General features: G+C 74.9%; 28 protein-coding genes. 9 read left to right on the forward strand and 19 right to left on the reverse strand.

Features of this window, described 5'->3' with window-relative positions; all coding sequences use genetic code 11:
- Positions 1 to 221 precede the first annotated feature (221 nt).
- Positions 222 to 1139, reverse strand: coding sequence for an SDR family oxidoreductase (locus tag ACZ7MY_RS33405; RefSeq protein WP_499607373.1), 918 nt, complete (start codon positions 1137 to 1139; stop codon positions 222 to 224).
- 181 nt (positions 1140 to 1320) lie between these two features.
- Here ACZ7MY_RS33405 and ACZ7MY_RS33410 point away from each other — a divergent pair, with 181 nt between their 5' ends.
- On the forward strand, positions 1321 to 2217 hold the full coding sequence (locus ACZ7MY_RS33410; RefSeq protein WP_499607376.1) for a LysR family transcriptional regulator: 897 nt from the start codon (positions 1321 to 1323) through the stop codon (positions 2215 to 2217).
- A gap of 6 nt (positions 2218 to 2223) precedes the next feature.
- On the opposite strand, the gene ACZ7MY_RS33415 is transcribed toward ACZ7MY_RS33410, so the two are convergent.
- The 6 genes from ACZ7MY_RS33415 to ACZ7MY_RS33440 all read right to left on the reverse strand — a co-directional run bounded on the left by ACZ7MY_RS33415 (position 2224) and on the right by ACZ7MY_RS33440 (position 7228).
- Positions 2224 to 4308: a serine/threonine-protein kinase gene (locus ACZ7MY_RS33415; RefSeq protein WP_499607379.1), complete on the reverse strand. Its 2085-nt coding sequence runs from the start codon at positions 4306 to 4308 to the stop codon at positions 2224 to 2226.
- An 81-nt stretch (positions 4309 to 4389) separates the two neighbouring features.
- Positions 4390 to 5256 (reverse strand): oxygenase MpaB family protein, encoded by an 867-nt coding sequence (locus ACZ7MY_RS33420; protein WP_499607382.1) that lies wholly within the window; start codon positions 5254 to 5256, stop codon positions 4390 to 4392.
- Between the two features lie 140 nt (positions 5257 to 5396).
- Positions 5397 to 5852 (reverse strand): SPW repeat domain-containing protein, encoded by a 456-nt coding sequence (locus tag ACZ7MY_RS33425; RefSeq protein WP_499607383.1) that lies wholly within the window; start codon positions 5850 to 5852, stop codon positions 5397 to 5399.
- Between the two features lie 196 nt (positions 5853 to 6048).
- A complete protein-coding gene (gene crcB / locus ACZ7MY_RS33430; RefSeq protein WP_499607385.1) occupies positions 6049 to 6423 on the reverse strand; it encodes a fluoride efflux transporter CrcB in 375 nt (124 codons plus the stop codon).
- Entirely contained in the window at positions 6420 to 6767 is a 348-nt protein-coding gene (locus ACZ7MY_RS33435) for a DUF190 domain-containing protein (protein ID WP_499607387.1), read from the reverse strand. Before ACZ7MY_RS33435 ends, crcB begins: the two co-directional genes overlap by 4 nt.
- Positions 6764 to 7228 (reverse strand): fluoride efflux transporter FluC, encoded by a 465-nt coding sequence (locus ACZ7MY_RS33440; RefSeq protein WP_499607390.1) that lies wholly within the window; start codon positions 7226 to 7228, stop codon positions 6764 to 6766. The genes ACZ7MY_RS33435 and ACZ7MY_RS33440 overlap by 4 nt, the downstream gene beginning before the upstream one ends.
- A 247-nt stretch (positions 7229 to 7475) precedes the next feature.
- Between ACZ7MY_RS33440 and ACZ7MY_RS33445 the strand changes: the two genes are divergently transcribed.
- Positions 7476 to 7967: a nucleotidyltransferase domain-containing protein gene (locus tag ACZ7MY_RS33445; protein WP_499607637.1), complete on the forward strand. Its 492-nt coding sequence runs from the start codon at positions 7476 to 7478 to the stop codon at positions 7965 to 7967.
- On the opposite strand, the gene ACZ7MY_RS33450 is transcribed toward ACZ7MY_RS33445, so the two are convergent.
- From ACZ7MY_RS33450 to ACZ7MY_RS33470, 5 genes are all read right to left on the reverse strand, one after another.
- Complete coding sequence (locus ACZ7MY_RS33450) at positions 7968 to 8360, reverse strand: VOC family protein (protein ID WP_499607393.1); 393 nt, start codon at positions 8358 to 8360, stop codon at positions 7968 to 7970. It abuts the gene before it with no gap.
- Positions 8361 to 8502: 142 nt separating this feature from the next.
- Positions 8503 to 9681: an acyl-CoA dehydrogenase family protein gene (locus ACZ7MY_RS33455; RefSeq protein WP_499607395.1), complete on the reverse strand. Its 1179-nt coding sequence runs from the start codon at positions 9679 to 9681 to the stop codon at positions 8503 to 8505.
- Positions 9682 to 9770: 89 nt separating this feature from the next.
- Entirely contained in the window at positions 9771 to 10634 is an 864-nt protein-coding gene (locus tag ACZ7MY_RS33460) for a 5-oxoprolinase subunit C family protein (protein WP_499607397.1), read from the reverse strand.
- Complete coding sequence (locus tag ACZ7MY_RS33465) at positions 10631 to 11260, reverse strand: 5-oxoprolinase subunit B family protein (RefSeq protein WP_499607399.1); 630 nt, start codon at positions 11258 to 11260, stop codon at positions 10631 to 10633. Before ACZ7MY_RS33465 ends, ACZ7MY_RS33460 begins: the two co-directional genes overlap by 4 nt.
- Positions 11257 to 12021, reverse strand: coding sequence for a LamB/YcsF family protein (locus tag ACZ7MY_RS33470; protein WP_499607402.1), 765 nt, complete (start codon positions 12019 to 12021; stop codon positions 11257 to 11259). Before ACZ7MY_RS33470 ends, ACZ7MY_RS33465 begins: the two co-directional genes overlap by 4 nt.
- A 216-nt stretch (positions 12022 to 12237) precedes the next feature.
- Here ACZ7MY_RS33470 and ACZ7MY_RS33475 point away from each other — a divergent pair, with 216 nt between their 5' ends.
- From ACZ7MY_RS33475 to dhaM, 4 genes are all read left to right on the forward strand, one after another.
- Entirely contained in the window at positions 12238 to 12945 is a 708-nt protein-coding gene (locus ACZ7MY_RS33475) for a GntR family transcriptional regulator (RefSeq protein ID WP_499607405.1), read from the forward strand.
- 180 nt (positions 12946 to 13125) lie between these two features.
- Positions 13126 to 14118: a dihydroxyacetone kinase subunit DhaK gene (gene dhaK / locus ACZ7MY_RS33480; RefSeq protein ID WP_499607407.1), complete on the forward strand. Its 993-nt coding sequence runs from the start codon at positions 13126 to 13128 to the stop codon at positions 14116 to 14118.
- 22 nt (positions 14119 to 14140) lie between these two features.
- The gene (dhaL, locus tag ACZ7MY_RS33485; RefSeq protein WP_499607409.1) at positions 14141 to 14812 is read left to right on the forward strand and encodes a dihydroxyacetone kinase subunit DhaL; all 672 of its coding nucleotides are present in this window, start codon (positions 14141 to 14143) and stop codon (positions 14810 to 14812) included.
- Positions 14809 to 15207 (forward strand): dihydroxyacetone kinase phosphoryl donor subunit DhaM, encoded by a 399-nt coding sequence (gene dhaM, locus ACZ7MY_RS33490; RefSeq protein ID WP_499607413.1) that lies wholly within the window; start codon positions 14809 to 14811, stop codon positions 15205 to 15207. The genes dhaL and dhaM overlap by 4 nt, the downstream gene beginning before the upstream one ends.
- Positions 15208 to 15231: 24 nt before the next feature.
- On the opposite strand, the gene ACZ7MY_RS33495 is transcribed toward dhaM, so the two are convergent.
- Entirely contained in the window at positions 15232 to 15489 is a 258-nt protein-coding gene (locus ACZ7MY_RS33495) for a type B 50S ribosomal protein L31 (RefSeq protein ID WP_499607416.1), read from the reverse strand.
- 50 nt (positions 15490 to 15539) lie between these two features.
- Positions 15540 to 15704: a 50S ribosomal protein L33 gene (rpmG, locus tag ACZ7MY_RS33500; RefSeq protein ID WP_018561168.1), complete on the reverse strand. Its 165-nt coding sequence runs from the start codon at positions 15702 to 15704 to the stop codon at positions 15540 to 15542.
- Positions 15705 to 15855: 151 nt separating this feature from the next.
- Here rpmG and ACZ7MY_RS33505 point away from each other — a divergent pair, with 151 nt between their 5' ends.
- Complete coding sequence (locus ACZ7MY_RS33505; protein WP_499607418.1) at positions 15856 to 16947, forward strand: PP2C family protein-serine/threonine phosphatase; 1092 nt, start codon at positions 15856 to 15858, stop codon at positions 16945 to 16947.
- A 244-nt stretch (positions 16948 to 17191) separates the two neighbouring features.
- Here the strand turns inward: ACZ7MY_RS33505 and ACZ7MY_RS33510 are convergent, their stop codons facing one another.
- The 3 genes from ACZ7MY_RS33510 to ACZ7MY_RS33520 all read right to left on the reverse strand — a co-directional run bounded on the left by ACZ7MY_RS33510 (position 17192) and on the right by ACZ7MY_RS33520 (position 20503).
- Positions 17192 to 17734, reverse strand: a complete 543-nt coding sequence (locus ACZ7MY_RS33510) for a PadR family transcriptional regulator (RefSeq protein WP_499607422.1) — start codon at positions 17732 to 17734, stop codon at positions 17192 to 17194.
- 40 nt (positions 17735 to 17774) lie between these two features.
- Positions 17775 to 19799: an FAD-dependent oxidoreductase gene (locus ACZ7MY_RS33515; protein WP_499607425.1), complete on the reverse strand. Its 2025-nt coding sequence runs from the start codon at positions 19797 to 19799 to the stop codon at positions 17775 to 17777.
- 119 nt (positions 19800 to 19918) lie between these two features.
- Positions 19919 to 20503, reverse strand: coding sequence for a TIGR03086 family metal-binding protein (locus ACZ7MY_RS33520; RefSeq protein ID WP_499607428.1), 585 nt, complete (start codon positions 20501 to 20503; stop codon positions 19919 to 19921).
- A 75-nt stretch (positions 20504 to 20578) separates the two neighbouring features.
- Between ACZ7MY_RS33520 and ACZ7MY_RS33525 the strand changes: the two genes are divergently transcribed.
- On the forward strand, positions 20579 to 21388 hold the full coding sequence (locus tag ACZ7MY_RS33525) for a DUF6597 domain-containing transcriptional factor (RefSeq protein ID WP_499607431.1): 810 nt from the start codon (positions 20579 to 20581) through the stop codon (positions 21386 to 21388).
- Between the two features lie 78 nt (positions 21389 to 21466).
- Here the strand turns inward: ACZ7MY_RS33525 and ACZ7MY_RS33530 are convergent, their stop codons facing one another.
- Positions 21467 to 21922, reverse strand: coding sequence for a PH domain-containing protein (locus tag ACZ7MY_RS33530; protein ID WP_499607435.1), 456 nt, complete (start codon positions 21920 to 21922; stop codon positions 21467 to 21469).
- A gap of 179 nt (positions 21923 to 22101) precedes the next feature.
- Here ACZ7MY_RS33530 and ACZ7MY_RS33535 point away from each other — a divergent pair, with 179 nt between their 5' ends.
- A complete protein-coding gene (locus ACZ7MY_RS33535; RefSeq protein ID WP_499607437.1) occupies positions 22102 to 22389 on the forward strand; it encodes a hypothetical protein in 288 nt (95 codons plus the stop codon).
- Positions 22390 to 22410: 21 nt separating this feature from the next.
- Here ACZ7MY_RS33535 and meaB read toward each other — a convergent pair whose 3' ends face one another.
- Complete coding sequence (meaB, locus tag ACZ7MY_RS33540) at positions 22411 to 23394, reverse strand: methylmalonyl Co-A mutase-associated GTPase MeaB (RefSeq protein ID WP_499607440.1); 984 nt, start codon at positions 23392 to 23394, stop codon at positions 22411 to 22413.
- Positions 23395 to 23396: the final 2 nt, after the last annotated feature.

The raw sequence follows: 23396 nt of genomic DNA on the forward strand, positions 1-23396 counted from the left end.
CGGGCCGTTCCAGCCGTGCGGCAGAGCGGCGGTGCCCGGCGACGGCGGTCGGCACGGCGGTCGGCAGCCGCGGGTCGCCCTGCCCGTACCGGAAGTACGTCCCCGGCCGGGCGCAAACCCCCGCGTCGGACTCCAGGAGGGTGATCCACGACGCGTCGTACGGGTTCGCGGTCATGGCCGCAGGTCAACCGGTCGCCATGACCGCCGGCCGCCGCCCCGGTTCAGCCCTCGGAGGGGCCGAAGTAGCGGCCCTCCGCCAGGTCCTGGAGCAGACCGGGGTGCTCCGGGCGCCATCCCAGGAGTTCCTGGGTGCGCGCGCTCGACGTCGGGTTGTCGAGCGTCACGAAGCCGGACAGGAAGCCGAAGTGCTCCCCCGCGGCCTCGCGCGGCACGCTCTTGACCGGGACGTCCAGGCCGCGGCCGATCGCCTCGGCGATCTCCCGGAAGGGGATGCCCTCGTCGGCGGCCCCGTGCAGGCGCGAACCCGCCGGCGCCGCCTCCAGGGCCAGCCGGAACAGGCGCGCCGCGTCGCGGGTGTGGATCGCGGGCCAGCGGGTGGCGCCGTCCTCCACGTACGCCGCGACGCCGTTGTCGCGGGCGAAGCCGATCAGCCGCGGGACGAAGCCGTGCAGGTCGGTGGGGCCGTGCACGGAGGGGGCGAGCCGGACGACCGACGAGCGGACCCCGCGCGCGGCGAGCGCGACCGCGGCGTTCTCCGCCTCGGCACGCGGCACCGGGGGCGTGGACGGGGCGATGGCGTGGTCCTCCGTCCCGAGGATGCCCGGTGCGACGTGCGCGAGCATCAGGGTGCCGGACGTGATCACGAAGGGGCGTCCGGAGCCCGCGAGCGCCTCGCCCATCGCCTCGACGGCCCGCAGGTCGGCGGCGACCGCGCCCACGTAGTCGGAGAAGGCGTGGTCGAAGGCGAGGTGGATGACCCCGTCGGCCTCCGCCGCGCCGCGGCGCAGGGCCTCCGGGTCCTCCAGGCTGCCGCGGTGCACGCCGGCGCCCGCGGCCGTCAGGGCGGCGGCGGAACGGTCCGAGCGGGCGAGGCCGACGACCTCGTGCCCGGTCCCGAGGAGTTCGGCGACGACGGCGGTCCCGATGTGACCCGTGGCGCCGGTGACGAAAACACGCATGCTGCGATCCTTCGATGAGGTGGTGTGGTGCCGTCCCCTCGCGCGGTGCCGGCGGCGCGCTCCGGGACGGTCCCCATCGTGCGGGCCGGGAAGGCCCGCGGTCCAAGGCCCGTTCTGCACGGCGCAATACGTTCCGGGCATCACCCCAGGTGAACGGCGTGCGACGGGCTAGGCTGAGGCTATGAGCGACTCCTCTTCCGCTCCGCCGGACCTCGACCTGCGGCTGGTGCGCTACTTCACGGCCGTCGCCGAGCACCGGCACTTCGGCCGGGCCGCCGAGGCCCTCCACGTCACCCAGCCGTCCCTGAGCCGGCAGGTCCGCCGCCTCGAACAGCAGCTCGGCGCGCGTCTGCTGGACCGCACCCCGAGAGGCACCGTCCTCACCGGCGCAGGGGAGGTCTTCCTGCCCCGCGCCAAGGCGCTGCTGCGTTCCGCCGCGACCGCCGCGGCCGAGGCCCGTGCCGCCGCCCGCCCGGACGGGATCACCGTCGGCTACACCGCGGGCCTCATTGTGACCCCCGCGGTACGGGAGCTGCGCGCGCGGCACCCGGAGGCCGAGGTGCGCACCCAGCACGTGCCCTGGAACGAGGCGCGCGTGGCGTTGCTGGACCACCGGGTGGACGCCGTGGTGACCCGGATGCCGCTGCCCACCGACGGACTGCACGTGACGGCGCTCTACGACGAGCCCCGGGTGCTGGTGGTGCCGCTGGACCACCGCCTGGCGGGCAGGGAGTCGGTCACCCTCGACGACATCGCCGGCGAACCCCTGCCCCGCGTGCGGGAGTCCGATCCGTCGTGGAGCGCGTTCTGGCGCATCGACCCCCGGCCCGACGGCAGCCCCGCGCCGGACGGTCCCCTCATCGACGCCGTCGAGGACAAGTTCGAGGTGGTCGCCGCCGGGCAGGCCGTGTCCATCTCGGCGGGCGTCCGCGGCGGCCTGCGTCCCGACCTCACTGCGATCCCCCTCGAGGGCGTCGAGCCGAGCCACGTCGTGCTGGCGACCCGCGCCGGCGAGGGCAACCGGCTCGTGGCGGCGTTCGGCAGGGCGGCCCGGGCCAGGCTGACCGGCCGCCCCTGAGCCCGGTCAGTCGCGCAGGCCCAGGCGCTCACGGCAGTGGGCCCGGTCCTCGCGGCTGGCGGCCGTGTCCGGGTGGTCCGCGCCGAGGGCGCGCCCGCGTGCCTCGTACACCGCCTCGTGGAGGACCAGCGCCTCGCGCCAGTCGCCCAGCCAGCCGAGGGCCACGGCGATCTCGCGGCGGCTGACGAGCGTGTCCGGGTGGTCCACGCCCAGCACGCGGGTGCGGACCGCCGCGACGTCGCGGGCCTCGGCGAGGGCGTCCCGCCACCGGCCCAGGCGCCCGAGGCCGACCCCGAGGCCGTGCCGGGCCCGGAGGGTGTCGGGGTGGGCGGGGCCCGAGACGCGGGTGCGGAGGGCGACGAGGTCGGTGTAGAGCTCGTACGCCTCGGCGCCGAGGCCCATCCGCCCCAGGCAGATGCCCAGTTCGTGGCGGGTGGCGAGGGTGTCCGGGTGGTCGGCGCCCAGCAGGGTCGCCCGGATCGCGGCGACGTGGGCGTAGGTGGACCGGGCCTCCGGCCAGCGGCCGAGCAGCCCGAGCAGGTGGCCGACCTCGCAGCGGGTGGTGAGCGTGTCGGGATGGGCGGGGCCCAGGACGCGGGTGCGGGAGTCCGCGACCTGGGCTGCCGAGGCGTACGCCTCCTGCGTACGGCCGAGCCGCCCGAGCGTGACCGCGAGGTTGTGCCGGCAGTGGAGGGTGTCGGGGTGATCGGCGCCCTGCCGCCGTTCCCTCGCGGCGAGCACCGCGGCGTAGCCCTGGCGGGCCTCCTCGTGACGGCCGAGGCGCCCGAGGACGTAGGCGGCCTCCTGGCGGGCGGCGAGCGTGCCGGGGTGGTCCTCGCCCAGTGCCCGCGCCCGGACCGCCGCCACCTCCTCGTACGCGCGCAGCGCCTCGGCGTGGCGGCCGCCGCGGCTGAGGCACAGGGCGAGTTCGTAGCGGCTGGTGAGCGTGTCGGGATGGGTGGCGCCGAGCAGCCGCTCGCGCTCCTCGGCGACGGCGCGGTGCGACCGCTCGGCCTCGGACCAGCGGCCCAGCCGGGCGAGTCCGACGGCTGCCGTGTGCCGGCCCGCCAGCGCCCCGCTGCCGTGCACGCTGGGCGCCCCCGACTGCAGCTCCAGCCGGCGCGCCCAGGACGGCAGCCCGGGCTCGGGGCGGATCCCTGCCGGGCCGCCCGAGCCGCCGTGGGCCCCGTGACCGCCGTGCGCCCCGTGACCGCCGTGCGCCCCGTCCCGGAGCGTCTTGAGCCGGCCGGCCACGTCGGCGGCGCTCTGCGGGCGGTCCTCCGGGCTCTTGGCGAGCAGGTCGAGGACGAGTCGCTCCAGTTCCCCCGGCAGGTCGGGCCGGTGCTCGCGCGGCGGCCGGGGCGGGGTGTCGCGGTGGCCGACCAGGACGGCCCAGGTGTCGTCGAGGTCGAAGGGCGGGGCTCCGGTGGCGATCTCGTAGAGCACGCACCCCAGCGAGTACAGGTCGCTGCGGTGGTCGATCCCCTCCTCGCCGCCGATCTGCTCCGGTGACATGTAGTGCGGGGTGCCCATCGCGACCCCGCTGCCCGTCAGCCGCGAGGTGAAGCCGATGTCGTGGCCGAGCCGGGCGATGCCGAAGTCGCAGATCTTGACGTCCCCGTCCGCGAGCCGCATGACGTTCGCCGGCTTCAGGTCGCGGTGCACGATGCCCCGCGCGTGGGTGTACGCGAGGGCCGCCGCGATCTGCGCGGCGATGTCGGTGACGTCCGGCAGGGGCAGCGGGCGGCCCTCGTTGTCGCCGAGCAACTGCCGCAGGTTGCGGCCGTCCAGCAGCTCCATGACGAGGAAGAGCACGCCCTCGCTCTCGCCGAAGTCGTGGACGACCGTGATGCCGCGGTGCTGGAGCGCCGCCGCGACCCGGGCCTCCCTGCGGAACCGTTCACGCAGCACCCGGTGCACGGACGGGTCGAGGGAAGGGCTCGTCGGCTTCAGGCACTTGACCGCGACCTCCCGGCCCAGCGACTCGTCCAGCGCCTTCCAGACCTCGCCCATGCCGCCGCGCCCGATGCGCTCCCGCATCCGGTAGCGCTCGCGCAGCAGTGTTCCCCCGTCGTACCGACCCGCCGTCATGGTGTACGCCGCCCCGCCCCCGGTCGTCCGCCTCTCCCCGCACCCAGTATGACCGCGGGGGGCACGGTTGGGGACCCGCCGTTACCCCCGGGAACGTGCCTGCTCGCGCAGCCGGTGGGCGGACGGGTGGGTGCCGGGGCCGAGCCGTCCGACCGCCTTGAGGATGTGCCCGGGCGGCAGCTGCCAGCGCACGTAGGAGGGGATCGTGCGCAGCAGCAGGCCCGTGCCGCGCAGCCGTCGCCCGGTGACGGGGACGGCGGGGGCGGGGCGCCCGTACAGCTCGTGGGCGAAGGGCGGCAGCGCCGCGTAGGCCAGTGCGGTGGCCCGGCCCCAGACGGCGAACCGCAGGGGCAGCAGCACCCGGGGCACGGGCGGCCCCTGCAGGAAGGCGTAGACCTCGTGGGCCTCGGGGCCGGCGGCCAGTTCGGGCCGCACCTTCTCGAAGTACCCGGCGAGCGACCCGGTGTCGTCGGGGACCTCCGCCGGGTCCAGGCCCACCAGTCGTGCGGCTTCCCGCTGTTCGGCGACGTAGGCGTCGGCCTGCGCGTCGGAGAGCGGGAAGCCGGAGCGCCGCGCGACCTCCAGGTACGAGTCGATCTCCGCGCAGTGCACCCACAGCAGCAGGTCGGGGTCGTCGACGGGCAGGCGCTCGCCGCTGTCCGGGTCCGTGACGGACAGCCGGCGGTGGATGCCGCGCACCTTGGCCCCGGCCCGCTCGGCCTCCAGGGTGGTGCCGTAGGTGATCGTGCCGACGAAGTCGGCGGTGCGCAGCAGGCGGCCCCACGCGTCCCGACGGAAGTCCGAGTTCTGCGTGACGCCGCGCACCGCGCGCGGGTGCAGCGCCTGCAGGTACAGCGCCCGTACGCCGGCGATCCACATCATGGGGTCGCCGTGCATCTGCCAGGTGACCGAGGCGGGTCCGAAGAGCCCGGGGTCGGCGTCGCGCATCGCAGCCTCCTGTCGCCGTGCCACCACGGCCGCCCCGCCCGTGACCGGGACGGCGCCCTGCGGCCTGGTGCCCGCAGCGCCGAGCATAGGGCCGCGCGGCACGCCGGGTCTGCCCCGCGCGGTCCGCCGGCGGTGGAGCCTCAGCGGGCGGGCGCGGCACCGGCCGGCTTGTGGGAGCGCCTGCGCTCGATGAGGGCCAGGCTGACCGCGCCGAGCACCATCAGGGCCACTCCCGTCACGATCTGGTTGAGGGGCGCGAGACCGGCGCCCGGGTCGCCGAAGTAGCCGAAGACGAAGGGCGAGACGATCAGGCAGGCGCCGCACACGATGGTGATGACGTCGCTGCCGGGCCCCCGGGTCCTGGCCACCCGCGCGATCGCGTTGAGCAGGACGATCGTCGAGAAGACGAGGTCGACGATCCGCACGTCGTTGCCGATGGGCGTGTCGGGGTACGCCAGCGCCCAGCCGGCGGCGAACACCCATCCGCCGATCAGCAGCAGGGGCGCCGTGAACAGCGAGTCGCGGATGTCGGCCGGTGGGGTCTGGGCGTGGCCCGCCGTCTGGATCCTGGTGCTGGGACGCTGAGTCAGGGACATCGTGCCCTCCCGCGGTGGGAGCCGCGTCGCCCGGCGCCCGGCGCGTTCCGCACGGCACCTGTCGGCGGGGGACACACCGCGTCCGCTCCGGGCGACAGGCCGGAGTGTGGACCTCTCCCATTTTAGGTACGTGGGGCCGGGCGTCCTGTTCGGCGGTCGCCCGCCCCCGAGGAGCGCGGGCGGGTGCCGGGCCGGTTCAGGCCCACAGCGCCTGGGCCACGGCGGCCCCGGTGAAGGCGGCGCCGATGCCGGCGACCACACTGGCGACGACGTTCGCCACGGCGAAGAACCGCGCCCCCGTCCCGGCCAGCCGCAGGGTCTCGTAGGAGAAGGTCGAGTAGGTGGTGAGCGCCCCGCAGAACCCCGTGCCGACCAGGAGCTGCACCGAGTGGGAGGCCGCGTCGTAGGTGACGGCGCCGGCCAGCAGGCCGAGGACGAGGCAGCCGACCACGTTGACCGTGAACGTGCCCCACGGGAAGACCGTGTCGTGCCGGGCCTGGACGGCACGGTCCGTGAGGTAGCGCAGCGGCGCCCCGACCGCGGCCCCGGCGATGACGAGCAGCCAGTTCACCCGTGGTTCCCCCGTCCCACGTAGCGGATGACCTCGACCTCGTCGAGGGTGACCAGCCCTTCGGTGACCAGTTCGTCGAGCTGCGGCCGGAACGCCCGGATGCGCTCCTCGTGGTCGACGATGACGACGGCCACCGGAAGGTTGTCGGTCAGCGACAGCAGCCGGCTGGTGTGGATCAGTGAGGAGGCGCCGAAGCCCTCGACCCCGTGGAAGACGCTGGCCCCGGCCAGGCCCGCGTCGTGGGCGCGGCGGGTGATCTCGGAGCACAACGGCTTGTGGTGCCAGGTGTCGTTGTCGCCGATCAGGATCGTCAGCCGCAGAGCGGTGCCGTGCAGCCGTGTCATGTCTGCCTCCATCCGAGAAGGCGTCGGGCCGTGTGCGCCGCACCCCACACCGCGGCCAGCGCGATCAGCGGCGTGGCGGCGAGGTACGCCAGTCCGGCCCCGGCGTGACCGCCCTGGACCAGGCCGTGGATGTCGACGGCGTACGTGGAGAAGGTGGTGAAGCCCCCGAGGACGCCCGTGCCGAAGAACGGGCGGACGAGCCGGTGCGCGGCCCACACCTCGGTGATGGCCACCATGAACGCGCCGATCACGGCGCAGCCGAGCGCGTTGACGCCGAGGGTGGTCCACGGGAAGCCGCCGGCAGCGGTGGGCCAGACCAGGGCCGCGCCGTAGCGCGCGCAGGCCCCGAGCACGCCTCCGGCCGCGACCACGGCGACGACGGGCGCCTGCTCCCGCATCCGCGCGGGTCGCGGCGGCAGGGGCGGCGGGGACTCGGCGTCGGGGGAGGCTGGGTCGCTCATCGCGGGGTGGGGGCCGGTGAGGTCATGCGTCTCCTACTCGTGAGGCGTCCTGATCGGGCGCGTTCCGTCACAAGTAGGGACCGTTGGCGGCGTCCTCACCGCGGTTCGGGTACGGCGGGCCCCACCGCCGCGCGGCGGTCACGAGGGACCACCGCTGGCTCCAGCATACTCCGGGGTTCCCTGCGCCGTGATCCGCTCCGGGTGGCACCCTGGGGGCGTCGAACCGGACGAGGGGGGTGCGGCGATGATGGCCGGCCGGGACGTGGTGGAGATCCTGGACCTGCTGCGGGGGGCCGGCACGGAGGTCTGGGTCGGCGGGGGCTGGGGGATCGACGCCCTGCTCGGGAGACGGACCCGCGACCACCGGGACCTGGACCTGATGCACCGCCACGAGCAGGAGGACGCCGTCGTCGCGGCGCTGGCCGCGGCCGGCTTCGCCGAGTCGCTCGACTGGCGGCCGGTGCGCTTCGTCGTCACCGATCCCCGGGGCCGCGAGATCGACCTGCACCCCCTGGTGTTCGCCGCGGACGGGAGCGCGGAGCAGGCCTCGCCGGGGCCGGGGCGCCCGTTCGTCTACCCGGCCGCCTGCTTCGTCACCGGCGAGGTCGAACGGACCCCCGTCCCCTGCCTGTCGGCCGAGCAGCAGGTGTACTTCCACCAGGGGTACGAGCCGGCCGACCGGGACCGCCACGACATGCGCCGGCTGCGCGAGGCGTTCGGGATCGCCACGCACTTCTGATCAGGCGGTGAGCGGCGTCAGGAAGATCCACACGTGGCCGAAGGGATCGCGGATCATCGACTGCCGCGCCCCGTAGGGCATGTCGGCCGGGGCCGTGAGCAGTTCGGCGCCGGCGGCCACCGCGCGGCCGGTCAGGGCGTCCACGTCCGGCACGTAGACGTGCAGGACGACGGAGGGTGCGGCCCCGGCGGGCGGCGGGGCCTCGGTGTCGCCGAGCATGAGGGTGGAGCCGTGGATCGTGATCTCGGCGTGCACGATCCGCCCGTCGTCGCCTTCGAGCCGGAAGGACTCCTGCGCTCCGAACGCGGCGGCGTAGAACGTGATCGCCTCGGCGGCCCCGTCGACCAACGCGTGCGGGATGACGGCGTACTTGTACTGCTCGGGGATCTCCATGCGCCGCACGCTAGGCCCGCCCGGGGCGGGCGGGCATCGAGCGCAGGTCCCGTCGTGCCCCTGCCGGTGGTCGTAGGACCGCGTGGCGGTGCGACCGTGTCCTGCTCCGGGAACGCGCCCGGCCCCGCGACGGGTCGCCTGCTCACCTGCGCACGCGCGGCATGCCCAGCCCGATCCAGGAGATGATCTCGCGCTGGATCTCGTTGTTGCCGCCGCCGAAGGTGAAGATGACGGCGCTGCGGTAGCCGCGTTCCAGCTCGCCGTGGAGGACGGCGCCCGCGGAGCCCTCCTTCATGGGGCCGAGGGCGCCGGTGATCTCCATCAGCCAGGCGTACGCGTCGCGACGCGCCTCGGAGCCGTAGACCTTGACGGCCGAGGCGTCGTGGGGGGTCAGGGTGCCGCGCTGGAGGGCGTCGACCATCTGCCAGTTGAGCAGCTTCATGGCGTCCAGGCGGACGTGCACGCGGGCGAGGCGGCCACGGACCCAGGAGAGGTCGATGACCCGGCGGCCGTCGGCCAGTTTGGTGTCGGCCGCCCAGCGGCGCACGTCGTGGAAGGCGCGGATCGCCATGGTGCCGTGGGCGGCGAGGGTGACGCGTTCGTGGTTGAGCTGGGTGGTGATCAGCCGCCAGCCCTGGTTCTCCTCGCCGACGCGGCGGTCGACCGGGACGCGGACGTCCTCGTAGTGGCTCGCGGTGGTGTCGTGCGAGGCCAGGGTGTTGATGATCGTCCAGGAGTAGCCGGGGTCGCCGGTCGGCACCAGGAGGATGGAGATGCCCTTGTGGGGCGGGGCGCCGGGGTCGGTGCGGACGGCGAGCCAGACCCAGTCGGCGGTGTCGCCGTTGGTGGTCCAGATCTTCTGGCCGTTGACGACATAGGCGTCGCCCTCCCGCACGGCGCGGGTGCGCAGCGCCGCCAGGTCCGTTCCGGCGTCGGGCTCCGAGTAGCCGATGGCGAAGTCGATCTCCCCGGAGAGGATGCGCGGCAGGAAGTACGCCTTCTGCTCCTCGGTGCCGAACTGCATGATCGTGGGGCCGACGGTGTTGAGCGCCATGAGCGGCAGCGGGACGCCCGCCTGCGCGGCCTCGTCGAAGAAGACGAACTGCTCCATCGGGGTCATGCCGCGGCCGCCGTACTCCTTCGGCCAGCCGACGCCGAGCCAGCCGTCGCAGCCGAGCCGCCGTACGGTGTCGCGGTAGAAGCGCTTGGCGGCGGCCCGGTCGAAGTGGCGTGCGTAGGCGTTGTCGGGCACCAGTCCGGCGAAGTACGACCTGAGTTCGGCGCGCAGCCGCTGCTGCTCCGGTGTGTGGTCCAGGTGCACGGCCCCTCCCGAGGTCCGGTCGCGTCCCTGAGCGACGACGGCGCAAGAGTAGAACGCGTTACAGAAATTCGGAAGGGCCGTGACCGGCTTCAGCGTTGGGGCACGAAGCGCACCGGCAGCCCCGGGACGGCCTGCGCGGCCGCGGCCAGGCCGCGCTCGGGGACGACGCCGACCACCGGGTAGCCGCCGGTGGTGGGCGCATCGGCGAGGAAGACCACCGGCCTGCCGTCCGGCGGCACTTGGACGGCGCCCACCACCATGCCCTCGCTCGGCAGTTCCCCGGGGACGGCCCGCTCCAGCGCGGGGCCCGTGGTGCGCAGCGCGATGCGGTTGCTGCGGTCCGACACCTGGAAGCGGCCGGCCGCGAGGGTACGGACGGCGGCGGCCGTGAACCAGTCGTCCCGCGGCCCGAGCCGCAGCGGCAGCACGAGTTCCCGCGGCGGACCGGCGTGCGGGGCCGGTTCCGCGTGGACGGGGAGCCCGGGCGCCGGGCCCAGCGGCAGCACGTCACCGTCCCTGAGCGGTGCGGGCCCCAGCCCCGACAGCAGGTCGGTGGAGCGGCTGCCGAGCACCGCGGGCACGGCCACGCCGCCGCCGACCGCGAGGTAGCTGCGCACCCCCCGTGTGGCGGGCCCCACGTCGAGCACGGCCCCGGCCGGCAGCCGCACGGCGGTGCCCCAGGGCGCGGGGCGGCCGTCGAGCAGGACCGGTGCCGGGGCGCCGGTGACGGCGACGACGGCCGGACGGGCGGCCCGCACGGCCACCCCGGTGAGCGTGGTCTCCAGCGTCGCGGCGTCGTCGCCGTTGCCCACCAGGCGGTTGGCCAGCCGGTGCGCCGGGCGGTCCAGGGCCCCGGAACGGGCGACGCCGAGGGCGGCGTGACCGTACCGCCCGAGGTCCTGGACGGTGGTCAGCGCACCGGCCCGGACGATCCGCAGCTCGCCCCCGCTCATGCGCCCGCCCCCTCGGACGCGGGGACGAAGCGCACGCGGGTGCCGGGGGCGAGCAGCGCGGCCGGCTCCCTTTCCAGGTCCCACAGGCGGACGGACGTGGTGCCGATCAGCTGCCAGCCGCCCGGTGAACTCCTCGGGTAGATGCCGGTGTAGGGGCCCGCGACGGCCACCGAGCCGGCCGGCACCGAGGTGCGCGGCTCGGCCCGGCGCGGCACGCCGTACCGCTCGCCCAGTCCGGTCATGTAGGCGAAGCCCGGGGCGAACCCGCAGAAGGCAACCCGGTGTTCGGTGCCGCTGTGCACCCGGGCCACGTCCTCCGCCGCGACGCCCCAGCGTTCGGCCACCACCGCCAGGTCGGGGCCGTCGTAACGGACGGGGACCTCCACGAGCGGCCCGGTGGCCGCCGGACGGGCGGTGACGGACCAGCCGCGCAACTCGGCGCGCAGCGCCGCCGCGTCCGGCACCCCGTACAGCAGCACGGTCCGCTCGCCGGGGACGATCTCGCGCACCGGGACGAGGGTGCCCTCGCCGCGGCGGCGCAGCAGCTCGGCGTGCCAGGACCGCGCCTCCTCGGGGGTGGCCAGGTCGATCAGGAGCGCGTCCTCCCCGACGTCAAGGACCCTCATGCGAACGCCGCCAGCCGCACGCCCGCGTCCTCGAGCGCGGCCCGTACCCGCAGGGCCGTGGCCACCGCGTCCGGGGAGTCGCCGTGCAGGCACAGCGACCGCGCCCGCACGGTCACCCGCTCACCGGTCAGGGCCGTGGCGACGCCGTCGCGGGCGAGGGCGACCGCCTGCCGGGTGACCTCGTGGGGGTCGGCGATGAGCGCGCCCGTGGTGCCGCGGGGGACGAGCGTGCCGGCGGCGGTGTAGGCGCGGTCGGCGAAGGCCTCCCCCACCACGTCGAGCCCGGCCTCCCGGGCTGCGCGTTCCATGGCGGAGCCGGGCAGGCACAGCACCGGCAGGGCCGGGTCCGCCCGCCGGGTGCCCGCGGCGACGGCGGCGGCCTGCTCGTCGTCGACGACGACCTTGTTGTAGAGGGCCCCGTGCGGTTTCACGTACGCCACCTGGGCCCCGGCGGCGCGGGCGAAGACCTCCAGCGCGCCGATCTGGTACGTGATCTCGTCGGCGAGTTCGTCCGCGGGCACCTCCATCGCCCGCCGGCCGAACCCCGCGAGGTCGCGGTAGGAGACCTGGGCGCCGATGCGCACCCCGCGCGCGGCAGCGGTGTCGCAGACCCGGCGCATGATGCCGGGGTCGCCCGCGTGGAAGCCGCAGGCGACGTTGGCGCTGGTGACAACGGACAGCAGGGCGTCGTCGTCGGTGAGGACCCAGCGTCCGTAGCCCTCCCCGAGGTCCGCGTTGAGGTCGATCACGAGGTCGGTCATCGGTACGGCGAACTCCTCGGGAAGGGCCGCGTCCGGTCGGGCGACGCGAGCTGCGGTGTCCGGCGGGCCGGGGCGAACGCTTCCCGGCGTCCGATCACCGTAGATTCTTGTTGAACAATCCGACAAGAGCCCCGTTGTCTTCTCCTCCGCTCTCGGATTGACTGGGCCCGCGCCGCGGGTCCGCGGCGCGCCCACGGCGCGAGAGGGGCGGGGACGATGGCGGCCGAGGTGGATCCGGCGGTCCTCGCGGGCGACCGCGCGCTGCTGGCCCGCTCCAGCACCGCCGACCGGGTCGCCGCGGTGCTGCGCACCCGGATCTCCGAGGGCCGTCTGCCGCCGGGCGGCAAGCTCGCCGAGGACGTCGTCGCCGGGGCGCTCGGCGTGTCCCGCAACACCCTCCGTGAGGCGTTCCGGCTGCTGACGCACGAGAAGCTGCTGGTGCACGAACTCAACCGCGGGGTCTTCGTCCGGGTGCTGACGGCCGCGGACGTCGCCGACATCTACCGGGTGCGCCGGGTGGTCGAGTGCTCCGTGATCCGCGGCCTCGGGGCCGGGCCGTACGACCTGTCCGCGGCCGCGGACGCCGTGACGGAGGGCGAACGGGCCGCCGGCGGCGCGCGGTGGGTGGAGCTCGGCACCGCCGACATCCACTTCCACCAGGCGCTGGTCGACCTGGCGCGCAGCACCCGGCTGACCGGGCTGATGACCGGCGTGCTCGCCGAACTCCGGCTCGCCTTCCACACGATGGACGACCCCCGGGAGTTCCACGAGCCCTATCTGGACGGCAACCGGGAGATCCTGGCCGCCCTGGAGGCGGCCGACCCGGCGGGGGCGGAGCTGCTGCTGACCTCCTACCTCGACCGCGCCGAGGCGCAGCTGCTCGGGCGCCGCGCGCCGCTCGTCCCGGACGGGGGCCGGCCTTAGGCCTTGTGCGGGCGGGCCCTGCGGCGTCCCCGGGGGAAGGCTGGTGACGACACGGACCAGGGCCTGTGCACGGTGCACAGGAGACTCGTCGGTCATCGGGACTGCCCACGGCCCGGCAGATTTGTAGTCTGATGTGACAGCGCAGCACCGCCAGACCCTGCCTTTGGACGGAGCCGTTCCATGAAGATGCTGATCAATGTCCCGGAAACCGTGGTGGCCGACGCGCTGCGGGGGTTCGCGGCCGCGCATCCGGAGCTGACCGTGGACGTGGAGAACCGGGTGGTCGTGCGCCGGGACGCGCCGGTCGCGGGCAAGGTCGCACTGCTCTCCGGGGGCGGTTCGGGGCACGAGCCGCTGCACGGCGGGTTCGTGGGACGCGGGATGCTCGACGCGGCGTGCCCCGGCGAGGTGTTCACCTCGCCCGTCCCCGACCAGATGGTGCGGGCGGCCGCGGCGGTGGACAGCGGGGCCGGGGTGCTGTTCATCGTCAAGAACTACACCGGTGACGTGCTGAACTTCGACATGGCCGCCGAGCTGGCCGAGGACGAGGGGATCATGGTCGGCAGGGTCCTGGTCAACGACGACGTGGCCGTGACCGACAGCCTCTACACCGCGGGGCGGCGCGGCACCGGCGCCACGCTCTTCGTGGAGAAGATCGCGGGCGCGCTGGCCGAGGAGGGGGCGCCGCTGGAGCGCGTCCAGGCCGTCGCGCGGCGCGTGAACGAGCTCTCGCGGAGCTTCGGGGTGGCGCTGACCGCGGTCAGCACACCGGCCAAGGGCGCGCCCACCTTCGACCTCCCGGCGGGGGAACTGGAGCTGGGCATCGGCATCCACGGCGAGCCGGGCCGGGAGCGGCGGGCGATGATGACCTCGGCGGAGGTCGCGGAGTTCGCCGTCGACGCCGTCCTGGACGACCTCCGCCCGGACGGTCCGGTGCTGCTCCTGGTGAACGGCATGGGCGGGACGCCGCTGCTGGAGCTGTACGGGTTCAACGCCGAGGTGCACCGGGTGCTCGGGGAGCGCGGCGTGACGGTGGCCCGCACACTGGTCGGCAACTACGTGACGTCGCTGGACATGGCGGGCGCGTCGGTGTCCGTGTGCCAGGTGGACGAGGAAATGCTGCGGTTGTGGGACGCGCCGGTGAGCACGCCGGCCCTGCGCTGGGGCGCCTGAGCGAGATCAAGGAGCGGGAGAGATGAGCGAGGCATCGTCCACCGGAGCGGGCCAGGTGATCGACACGGCCTTCCTCCGCCGCTGGTTCACCGCCGCGGCCTCGGTGATCGAGCGGGAGGCGGACCGGCTGACGGAGCTGGACTCCCCCATCGGGGACGCCGACCACGGCGCGAACATGCGGCGCGGCTTCATCGCGGCGCGCACCGCGGTGGAGAAGGAGCCGCCGGACTCCCCGGGCGGCGTGCTGGTGCTGGTGGGCCGGCAGCTGATCAGTACGGTGGGCGGCGCCTCGGGCCCCTTGTACGGGACGCTGCTGCGCAAGACGGGCAAGGCCCTGGGCGACGCGCACCAGGTGGCGCCCGAGCAGTTCGCGCAGGCGCTGCGGGAGGGGGTCGACGGCGTGGCCCAGCTGGGCGGCGCGGCCCAGGGCGACAAGACGATGCTGGACGCGCTGGCGCCGGCCGTGGAGGCGCTGTCGTTCGCCCTCGACAAGGGTGCCGGGCTCGCGGAGGCGCTGGCGGCCGCCGCCATCGCCGCCGACGAGGGCGCGCTGGCGACGGTGCCGATGCAGGCCCGCAAGGGACGGGCGAGCTACCTCGGGGAGCGGAGCATCGGGCACCAGGATCCGGGAGCGGCCTCATCGGCGCTCCTGCTGGGGGCCCTGGCCGGCGCCGCCCGGGAGGGCGCCGCATGACGGTCGCCTTGGTGCTGGTGTCGCACAGCGCCCAGGTGGCGGAGACGGTGGCCCGTATGGCGAAGGGTCTGAGCGGTGGCGGCGCCAAGGTTCCGGTGGCCGCCGCCGGCGGTGCGCCGGACGGCGGGCTCGGCACCGACGCCTCCAAGATCGTCGCCGCCGCGCGCTCGGTGGACGAGGGCGACGGTGTCGCCGTCCTCGCCGACCTGGGCAGCGCCGTCCTCACGGTGAAGACGCTGCTGGCCGACGAGGACGAGCTCCCGCCCGGCACCCGGCTGGTGGACGCGCCGTTCGTCGAGGGCGCGGTGGCCGCGGTGGTCACCGCGTCCGCGGGCGGCGACCTGGACGCGGTGGCCGCGGCGGCCCAGGACGCGTACACGTACCGCAAGGCCTGAGCGGCGCCGCGGCCGCCGGCGGGGTCAGCCCCGGCGGGCGCCGGTGCCGTACCGGCGCTCGAAGCGCTCGACGCGGCCGGCGGTGTCCAGCACGCGGGCATTGCCGGTGTAGAACGGGTGGCTCGCGGAGGAGATCTCCACGTCGACCACCGGGTAGGTGTTCCCGTCCTCCCAGACGACGGTCTTCTCGCTGGTCATCGTGGAGCGGGTGAGGAAGGCGTGGTCCGCGGCGCGGTCGCGGAAGACGACCGGGCGGTAGGCGGGGTGGATCGTGTGCTGCACGGTGGGCTCCAGTCTGCGGGAGGGACGGGGGGCGTCGGCCTTCGCCGGTGTCAGCGCTCCTCGCGGAACGGCACGTGACGGCCGACGGCCGGGTCGTACTTGCTCAGGACCATGCGGTCCGGGTCGTTGCGCCGGTTCTTGCGGGTCACGTAGGCCGTGCCGGTGCCGGCGGTCGACCGGAGCGTGATCACCGGGCGCTGTTCACTGCGTGCCATGCGGGGACCTCCAGCGTCCACAATGGTTTTCATTTTCTTCCGACGTGGGCTTCAACGCGGGGGCCGTCGCGTCCATTCCCGCCGTCGTCCGCCCGGTGCGGGGAAGATGGAGGAGGGGTGTCCCGCACCGGCGACAGGAGGGCTGGCACCCATGGCCCGCGGCCCGAACAAGCACCCGGCGGTGCCCCCGCTCGCGCTGTCCCGCGGGGCGCTGTGCTTCCTGGCGTCGGCCTACCTGCTGATCGCCGTGTGCATGGTCCTCGACCTGACCTCGGGCCCGCGCACGACCCTCGCCCCCGTCCTGGCGGCGCTGCCGGTGCTCGCCGGTGCGCACTCCCGCCGCGCCCGCGGCCCGCTGGTGGCGGGCGCGCTCGCGATCGGCCTGGTCTTCGTGCTCGCGGCGGCGAACCACGGTGTGCCGGCCCTGGTCCACGTGGCCTCCGCGATCACCGTGCTCGCGGTGACCTTCACCAGCACCGGCGCCGTCGTCCTGATCACCGGGCGGGAGCGGGAGCTGGCCCGGGTGCGCGGCGTCGCCGAGGCGGCGCAGAGCGCCCTGCTGCGTCCGCCGCCGCCCCGGATCGGCCCGCTGCGCGTCGCGGTGCGCTACGTGGCGGCGGAGGCGGAGGCCCGCATCGGGGGCGACCTGTACGAGGTGGTGCGGACCGACCACGGGGTGCGGGTGCTGCTCGGCGACGTACGCGGCAAGGGGCTGGCCGCCGTGGAGACCGCCGCCGACGTGCTCGGCGTCTTCCGGGACGCGGCCCGCTCCGAACCGGCACTGGCCTCGGTGGCCGCCCGGCTGGACGGCGCGCTCACCCGCAGCGGCGGCAGCGAGGACTTCGTCACCGCCGTACTGCTGGCCGTCCCGGAGGACGGGGACTCCGCCGTGCTGGTCAACTGCGGCCACCCGCCGCCCCTGCTGCGGCGGCACGGCACCGTGACCGAGCTGGCGGCCGAGACCCCGGCGGCGCCGCTCGGGCTGCTCGCCCTGACCGGCGACCGCTACCGCGCACAGACGGTCCCCTTCCACCGCGGCGACCTGCTGCTGTTCTGCACCGACGGCGTGGTCGAGGCCCGGGACCGGCGGGGCCGTTTCTACCCGCTGGCCGAGCGGGTGCGGGAGATGCCCGAGCAGGACCCGGACGACCTGCTGGACCGGGTGCTGGCCGACCTGCGCTCCTGGAGCGGCGGCGGCCTCGGCGACGACGCGGCACTGCTGGCGCTGCGCCGTACGCGGTGACGGACGGACGCCCCGCCGCTCCCGGGCCCGGGGCTGCCGCCGCACCTATGTGACGCACTTCCGGACCCGGGCCCGGCCTCCGACGCCGGCGGCACTCAGGAGCGCCCCAACCACAGCACCAGGTGCCGGCGCAACTCCGCCGGAAGCCACGGACGCCCCGCCGTTCCCCGGCCCGGGGCTGCCGCCGCACCTATGTGACGCCCTTACAGATGCGGGCCCGGCCAAGGACGCCGGCGGGGGCCGCTCAGGACCGTCCCATCCCCTCGACCTCGGCGACCGCCTCGACGAGCCACCGCGACCAGAAGGTCTCCAGCTCGATGCCGGCCCGCAGCACCAGATGCCGCAGCCGGTCCTCGTCACCGCCGCGCCCCGGCGGGAAGTCGCGCCCCTCGATCTCGGCGTACTCCGCCAACTGCCGCTCGTGCAACGCCAGGTGCCGGCGCAGCTCCGCCGCGAGCCCGTCGGTCCCGACGACCGCGGCGGCACGCAGCCGCAGCAGCAGCGGGTCGCGGATGGGCTTGGGGTCCTCGGTGGCGGCGACCCAGGCGGTCAGTTCGGCGCGGCCGTCGGGCAGCACCTCGTACTCCTTGCGCTGCCCGCGGGCGGGCTGTACGGCGGGCAGCTCCCGGATCAGACCCGCCCCCTCCAGGCGGCCCAGCTCGCGGTAGATCTGCTGGTGCGTCGCGGACCAGAAGTAGCGGATGGAGCGGTCGAAACGGCGCGCCAGTTCCAGTCCCGACGACGGCTTCTCCAGCAGGGCGGTGAGGATGGCGTGCGGCAGCGACATGCCCGCATCCTACGGACGGTCCGAGGTCACCGGGCCGAGGTCACAGGCCCGCGGCCAGTTCGGTGCCCTGGCGGATGGCCCGCTTGGCGTCCAGCTCGGCCGCGACGTCGGCGCCGCCGATGAGGTGCACGGAGTGGCCGACCGCGCGCAGCGCCTCGTACAGCTCACGGCGCGGCTCCTGACCGGTGCACAGGACGACGGTGTCGACGGGCACGGTGCGCCGCTCGCCGTCCACGGTGATGTGCAGGCCCTCGTCGTCGATGCGCTCGTAGACGGCGCCCGCCACCATGGCGACGCCGCGGTGCTTGAGCTCGGTGCGGTGGATCCAGCCGGTGGTCCTGCCCAGCCCCGCGCCGACCTTGGTGGCCTTGCGCTGCAGCAGGTGCACGGTGCGCGGCGGCCGCGGCCGTTCGGGCGTCCGCAGCCCGCCGGGCCCGCGGTACTCGGTGTCGACGCCCCAGTGGCGGAAGAACGTCTCGGGGTCCCGGCTCGCGCCCTCGCCACCGTTGGTGAGGAACTCGGCGACGTCGAAGCCGATGCCGCCCGCGCCGACGACGGCGACCCGCTCGCCGACGGGGGCGCCGTCGCGCAGTACGTCGAGGTAGCTGAGCACGCTGGGGTGGTCGGCGCCGGGGATCTCCGGGGTGCGCGGGGTGACGCCGGTGGCCAGGACGATCTCGTCGAAGCCCCGGTCCGCCGCCAGGAACCCGGCCGTGACGTGGGTGTCCAGGCGCAGCTCCACGTCCTCCTCGGCGAGCCGGGTGCGGAAGTAGCGCAGCGTCTCGTCGAACTCCTCCTTGCCCGGCACCTTGCGCGCGACGTTGAGCTGGCCGCCGATCCGGTCGGCGGCGTCGAAGAGGGTGACGGCGTGGCCGCGTTCGGCCGCCGAGACGGCGCAGGCGAGCCCCGCGGGCCCGGCGCCGACGACGGCGACGCGCTTGCGCAGCCGGGTGGGGAGCAGGACGAGCTCGGTCTCGTGGCAGGCCCGCGGGTTGACCAGGCAGGAGGTGAGCTTCCCGCTGAAGGTGTGGTCCAGGCACGCCTGGTTGCAGCCGATGCAGGTGTTGATGGCGTCGGCGCGGTCCTCGCGGGCCTTCGCGACGAAGTCCGGGTCGGCGAGCATCGGACGGGCCATCGACACCATGTCGGCGGCGCCTTCGGCGAGCAACCGCTCGGCCACCTCGGGGGTGTTGATCCGGTTGCCGGTGACCAGCGGCACCGAGACCGCCCCCATCAGCCGCTTCGTCACCCAGGTGTACGCGGCGCGCGGGACGGAGGTGGCGATGGTGGGGATGCGCGCCTCGTGCCAGCCGATGCCGGTGTTGATGATCGTGGCGCCGGCCGCCTCGACCTCCTTGGCGAGGGAGACGACCTCCTCCAGGGTGGAGCCGCCGGGCACCAGGTCCAGCATGGACAGCCGGTAGACGATGACGAAGTCCGGGCCGACCCGTTCGCGGGTGCGGCGGACGATCTCCAGCGGGAAGCGGGTGCGGTTCTCGTAGGAGCCGCCCCAGCGGTCGTCGCGGTGGTTGGTGGCGGAGGCGATGAACTCGTTGATCAGGTAGCCCTCGGAGCCCATGATCTCGACGCCGTCGTAGCCCGCCCGCCGGGCGAGCCCGGCCGCCCGCACGAAGTCCTCGACGGTCTCCTCGACCTCCTCGGCGGTGAGGGCGTGCGGGACGTAGGGGCTGATCGGCGCCTGGAGCGCGCTGGGGGCGACCAGGCCGGGGTGGTAGGCGTACCGGCCGAAGTGCAGGATCTGCATCGCGATGCGGCCGCCGGCGCGGTGCACGGCGTCCGTGACGACGGTGTGCTGCGCCGCCTCGTCCTCGGTGGTCATCCGGGCCCCGCCCGGGTAGGGGCGGCCGCGGTCGTTCGGGGCGATGCCGCCCGTCACGATGAGGCCGACCCCGCCACGGGCCCGGGCGGCGTAGAACGCGGCCATCCGCTCGAAGCCGCCCTCGGCCTCCTCCAGCCCGATGTGCATCGAGCCCATGAGCACCCGGTTCGGGAGGGTGGTGAAGCCGAGGTCGAGCGGGCTCAGCAGGTGCGGGTACGGGCTCATCGCGGGGTCTCCTCGGGCGGCGGCGCGCGGTGTCGTCGCGACTTTTGTAGACCACCCCGGCCCGATTGTGCAACCAGTTGCAAAAGTGTTGCGCGCCACGCCGCCGTGTCCGCGCGCCGCTACACCGCCGGGCGGCTCCAGCGCGGATCGCGGCCCGTGGCCGCCAGCAGCGCCTCGAAGGCGGAGGCCCCGGCGGGGACCGGCGCGGGCTCGCCGAAGACCCCCATCCTGCGGGCGGTCGGCCCCATGGCGGCCACGAGCTCCTCCAGCGCCCGTAGCCCCTCGGCGTCCGGCACGTAAGGGAGCCCGGTGGCCCGGGCCAGGTCCCAGGGGTGCACCGTCAGGTCGAGCAGCGCCATGGCACCGACGGTGCGCGCCGGCAGGTTCATCGATCCGGCCACACCCTCGTCGGCGCCCGGTGCCGCCCAGGCCTCGACCAGCAGGTCCGTCTCCTTGGCGAAGCGCTCCCGCCACCCGTCGCCGTAGGCGGACAGCCGGTCCGGGGTGACGGAGAAGTCGGCCTCCTGCCGGGCCGCGAGGGCCTGGAAGCCGACGACCACGTGGAAGAGGTGGTTGAGCAGGTTCCGCACGTCGTACTCGGCGCACGGCGTCGGCGCGTCCAAGGCGTCGTCCGGCAGCGCCCGCACCAGGGGCAGCGCCCGGTCGCGAGCCGTGGCGAGCAGTTCACTGGTCCTCGTCGTCATGGCGCCGACGCTAGGGCGCGGAAGGCCGCTGCGGCTTGAAGAAATGCGACAGGGGCGCCCCGTAGGATCGCGGGTATGGCAGGTCCGGACAGCCCGCGCCGCGACACCCGGGGCATCGTCGACGCCCCGGAGCTGCTGGCCCGCGTCCGTTTCCGGCGCCGGGCGCCCGCGCCCGCGCTGCGGCCGTACCTGGAGCACTACTGGCTGATCGACTGGGACCTCGCCGAGCCGTACGCCTCGCACGTCGTGCCGCACCCCTCGGTGAACATCGTCTTCCAGCGGCACGGCACCGCCCCGGACGCCGGCGAGATCGCGGGCATCGGGCTGGAACTGTTCACGCAGAAGCTGGAGGCTGCCGGACGCGTCTGCGGCATCCAGTTCCGGCCGGGCGGATTCCGGCCGTTCGCGCCCACGGTGCCGGTGTCCCACTGGACGGGCCGGCGGGTCCCGCTCGACGACGCGCTGCCGGGCCACGAGGCCGTACCGGGCGCGGTGCTCGGTCCCCGGGACGAGGACGCCCGCGTGGCCGCCCTCGACGCGTTCCTGCTGTCGCTCTCCCCCGCGCCCGACCCGCAGGCGGCCCTCGCGACGGCCCTGGCCGACCGTGTCCGGCACGACCGGACCATCCTGCGGGTCGAGGACTTCGCCCGCTCCGAGGGCATGTCGGCCCGCTCCCTGCAACGGCTGTTCGCGGCGTACGTCGGCGTCAGCCCCAAGTGGGTCATCCTCCGCTACCGCATCCACGAGGCCCTGGAGCGCGCCGAGTACGGGACCTCGGTCGACTGGTCCGCCCTCGCCGCGGAACTCGGCTACAGCGACCAGGCCCATCTCGTCCGGGACTTCACCGCGACCGTCGGCGTGCCGCCCACCGCCTACGCGGGCTGAGCGCCGGGTACCGACGGCCCGCGCAGGTGCCGTCGGGCCCGGGCCGTCACCATGGCGGCGTCCGCGATCCCCGCCGCGTCACTCGCCGCGCTCGGAGCCCGCCTCCATGACGGCCCGCAGTTCGGCGAAGCGCCGGGCCTGCGGCGTGCCCGCGGCCAGCTCGCTGAGGGCGTACGCCGTGGTCTTGAAGCCGTCCCGGTGGTGGAACTCCGCCCCCCAGGCACCCAGTCGCACCGCGACCACCTCGTCCCGCGCGAGACGCTGGGTGCCCCACGGGTTGACGGCCACGATCCCGGCCGGGCCGACCTCGAGCCGCACCCTGAAGACGTTCCACCACAAGAAGAGCGTGACGCCGACGGCGAATGCCGACCGCAGCCCGGCCGACCGGGCCGCCGCCACGTCCGGAGCGGCGACCCAGCCGGCCCAGCGGACGAGCGCGTTCACGTCGAGGACCGCCATGAACAGGACGCCCGCCGCGCGAGCCGCCCCACCCACCCGCCACACCGTTGCCGATTCCCCGCCCTGGTCGTCCATGCCTGCATTGTGGCCGTGTCCCAGGTCCCCGGGGCGGCAGGGTTACCAACTCCTGACCTCCGCACATGCGTCGGAGACGGCCACCGCGGGGCATAACGACATCGAGTGCGCGCAAACGGCCCCATCCCCCCACACGCACACAGGTCACGTCGCCTCACGCGGCACAGGAGGCCTGCCCCATGACCGATCCCATCACGCCCCGGCTCACCCCGATCCCCGTCGACGGCATGACGCCGTGCGGCCGCGTCGCCACCGGCGCGGCGGACCCGTGCGGGGAGGCCGCCCGGTGGCACATCCAATGGCTGCCCGGGCACGGCTCGTTCGCGTGCGCGGCGCACATGGCCGAGGCGCGGCGGCTGTTCGCGTACGTCGACCGTCACCAGGTGGGCCCGGACTGCAACATGCCGGGGGCGCTGTGGGCGGCGGGGCGCTGCGCCGTGCCCCGGGGCCAGGCGCGGGCGGCCTGACCCCGACGGCGGACCCCGGGCTCAGCCCGAGAAGGCGTCGAGGATGCGCGCGGCGGCCAGCGTGGGCGTCAACGTGCCCTCGCGGACCTGACGTTCGATCTCCGGGGTCAGCCTGCGCACCTCGGGGTGGCCCCGGAGACGGCCCAGCAGTTCCTCACGGACCATGCTCCAGGCCCACTCCATCTGCTGGTCGCGGCGCTTGGCCGCCAGCCGTCCCGTGGACTCCAGCAGCGTGCGGTGCTGCTCCAGCCGCTCCCACAGCGTCTCCAGGCCCGTACCCTCGCGGGCGCTGCAGGTCAGCACGGGCGGGGTCCAGGCGGCGTCCACCGGGGTCATCATCCGCAGGGCGCCGGACAGTTCACGCGCGGCGGCGCGGGCGTCGCGCTCGTGCGGGCCGTCGGCCTTGTTGACGGTGATGACGTCGGCGAGCTCCAGCACGCCCTTCTTGATGCCCTGGAGCTGGTCGCCGGTGCGGGCCAGGGTCATCAGCAGGAAGGTGTCGACCATGCCAGCGACCGCCGTCTCGGACTGGCCGACGCCCACGGTCTCCACGAGCACCACGTCGTAGCCCGCCGCCTCCACGACGACCATGGACTCCCGGGTCGCCTTGGCCACGCCGCCCAGCGTCCCGGCCGACGGCGAGGGCCGCACGAAGGCCGAAGGGTCCACCGCCAGCCGCTCCATCCGGGTCTTGTCGCCCAGGATGGAGCCGCCGGTCAGCGTGGACGACGGGTCGACGGCGAGCACCGCGACCCGGTGGCCGAGGCCCGTGAGCAGGGTGCCGAAGGCGTCCACGAAGGTGGACTTGCCCACCCCCGGCACCCCGCTGACGCCGATCCTGCGGGCCTTGCCGGCGTACGGCAGCAGCTCCGTCAGGAGCCGCTGGGCGAGCTCCCGGTGATCGGGCCGCGACGACTCCACCAGGGTGATGGCGCGGGCGATCCAGGCCCGTGAGCCGTCGAGCACGCCCTTGACGTACGCGTCCAGGTCGATGGTGGGAGGCATGG

The organism is Streptomyces sp. NPDC111520 (assembly GCF_055635295.1).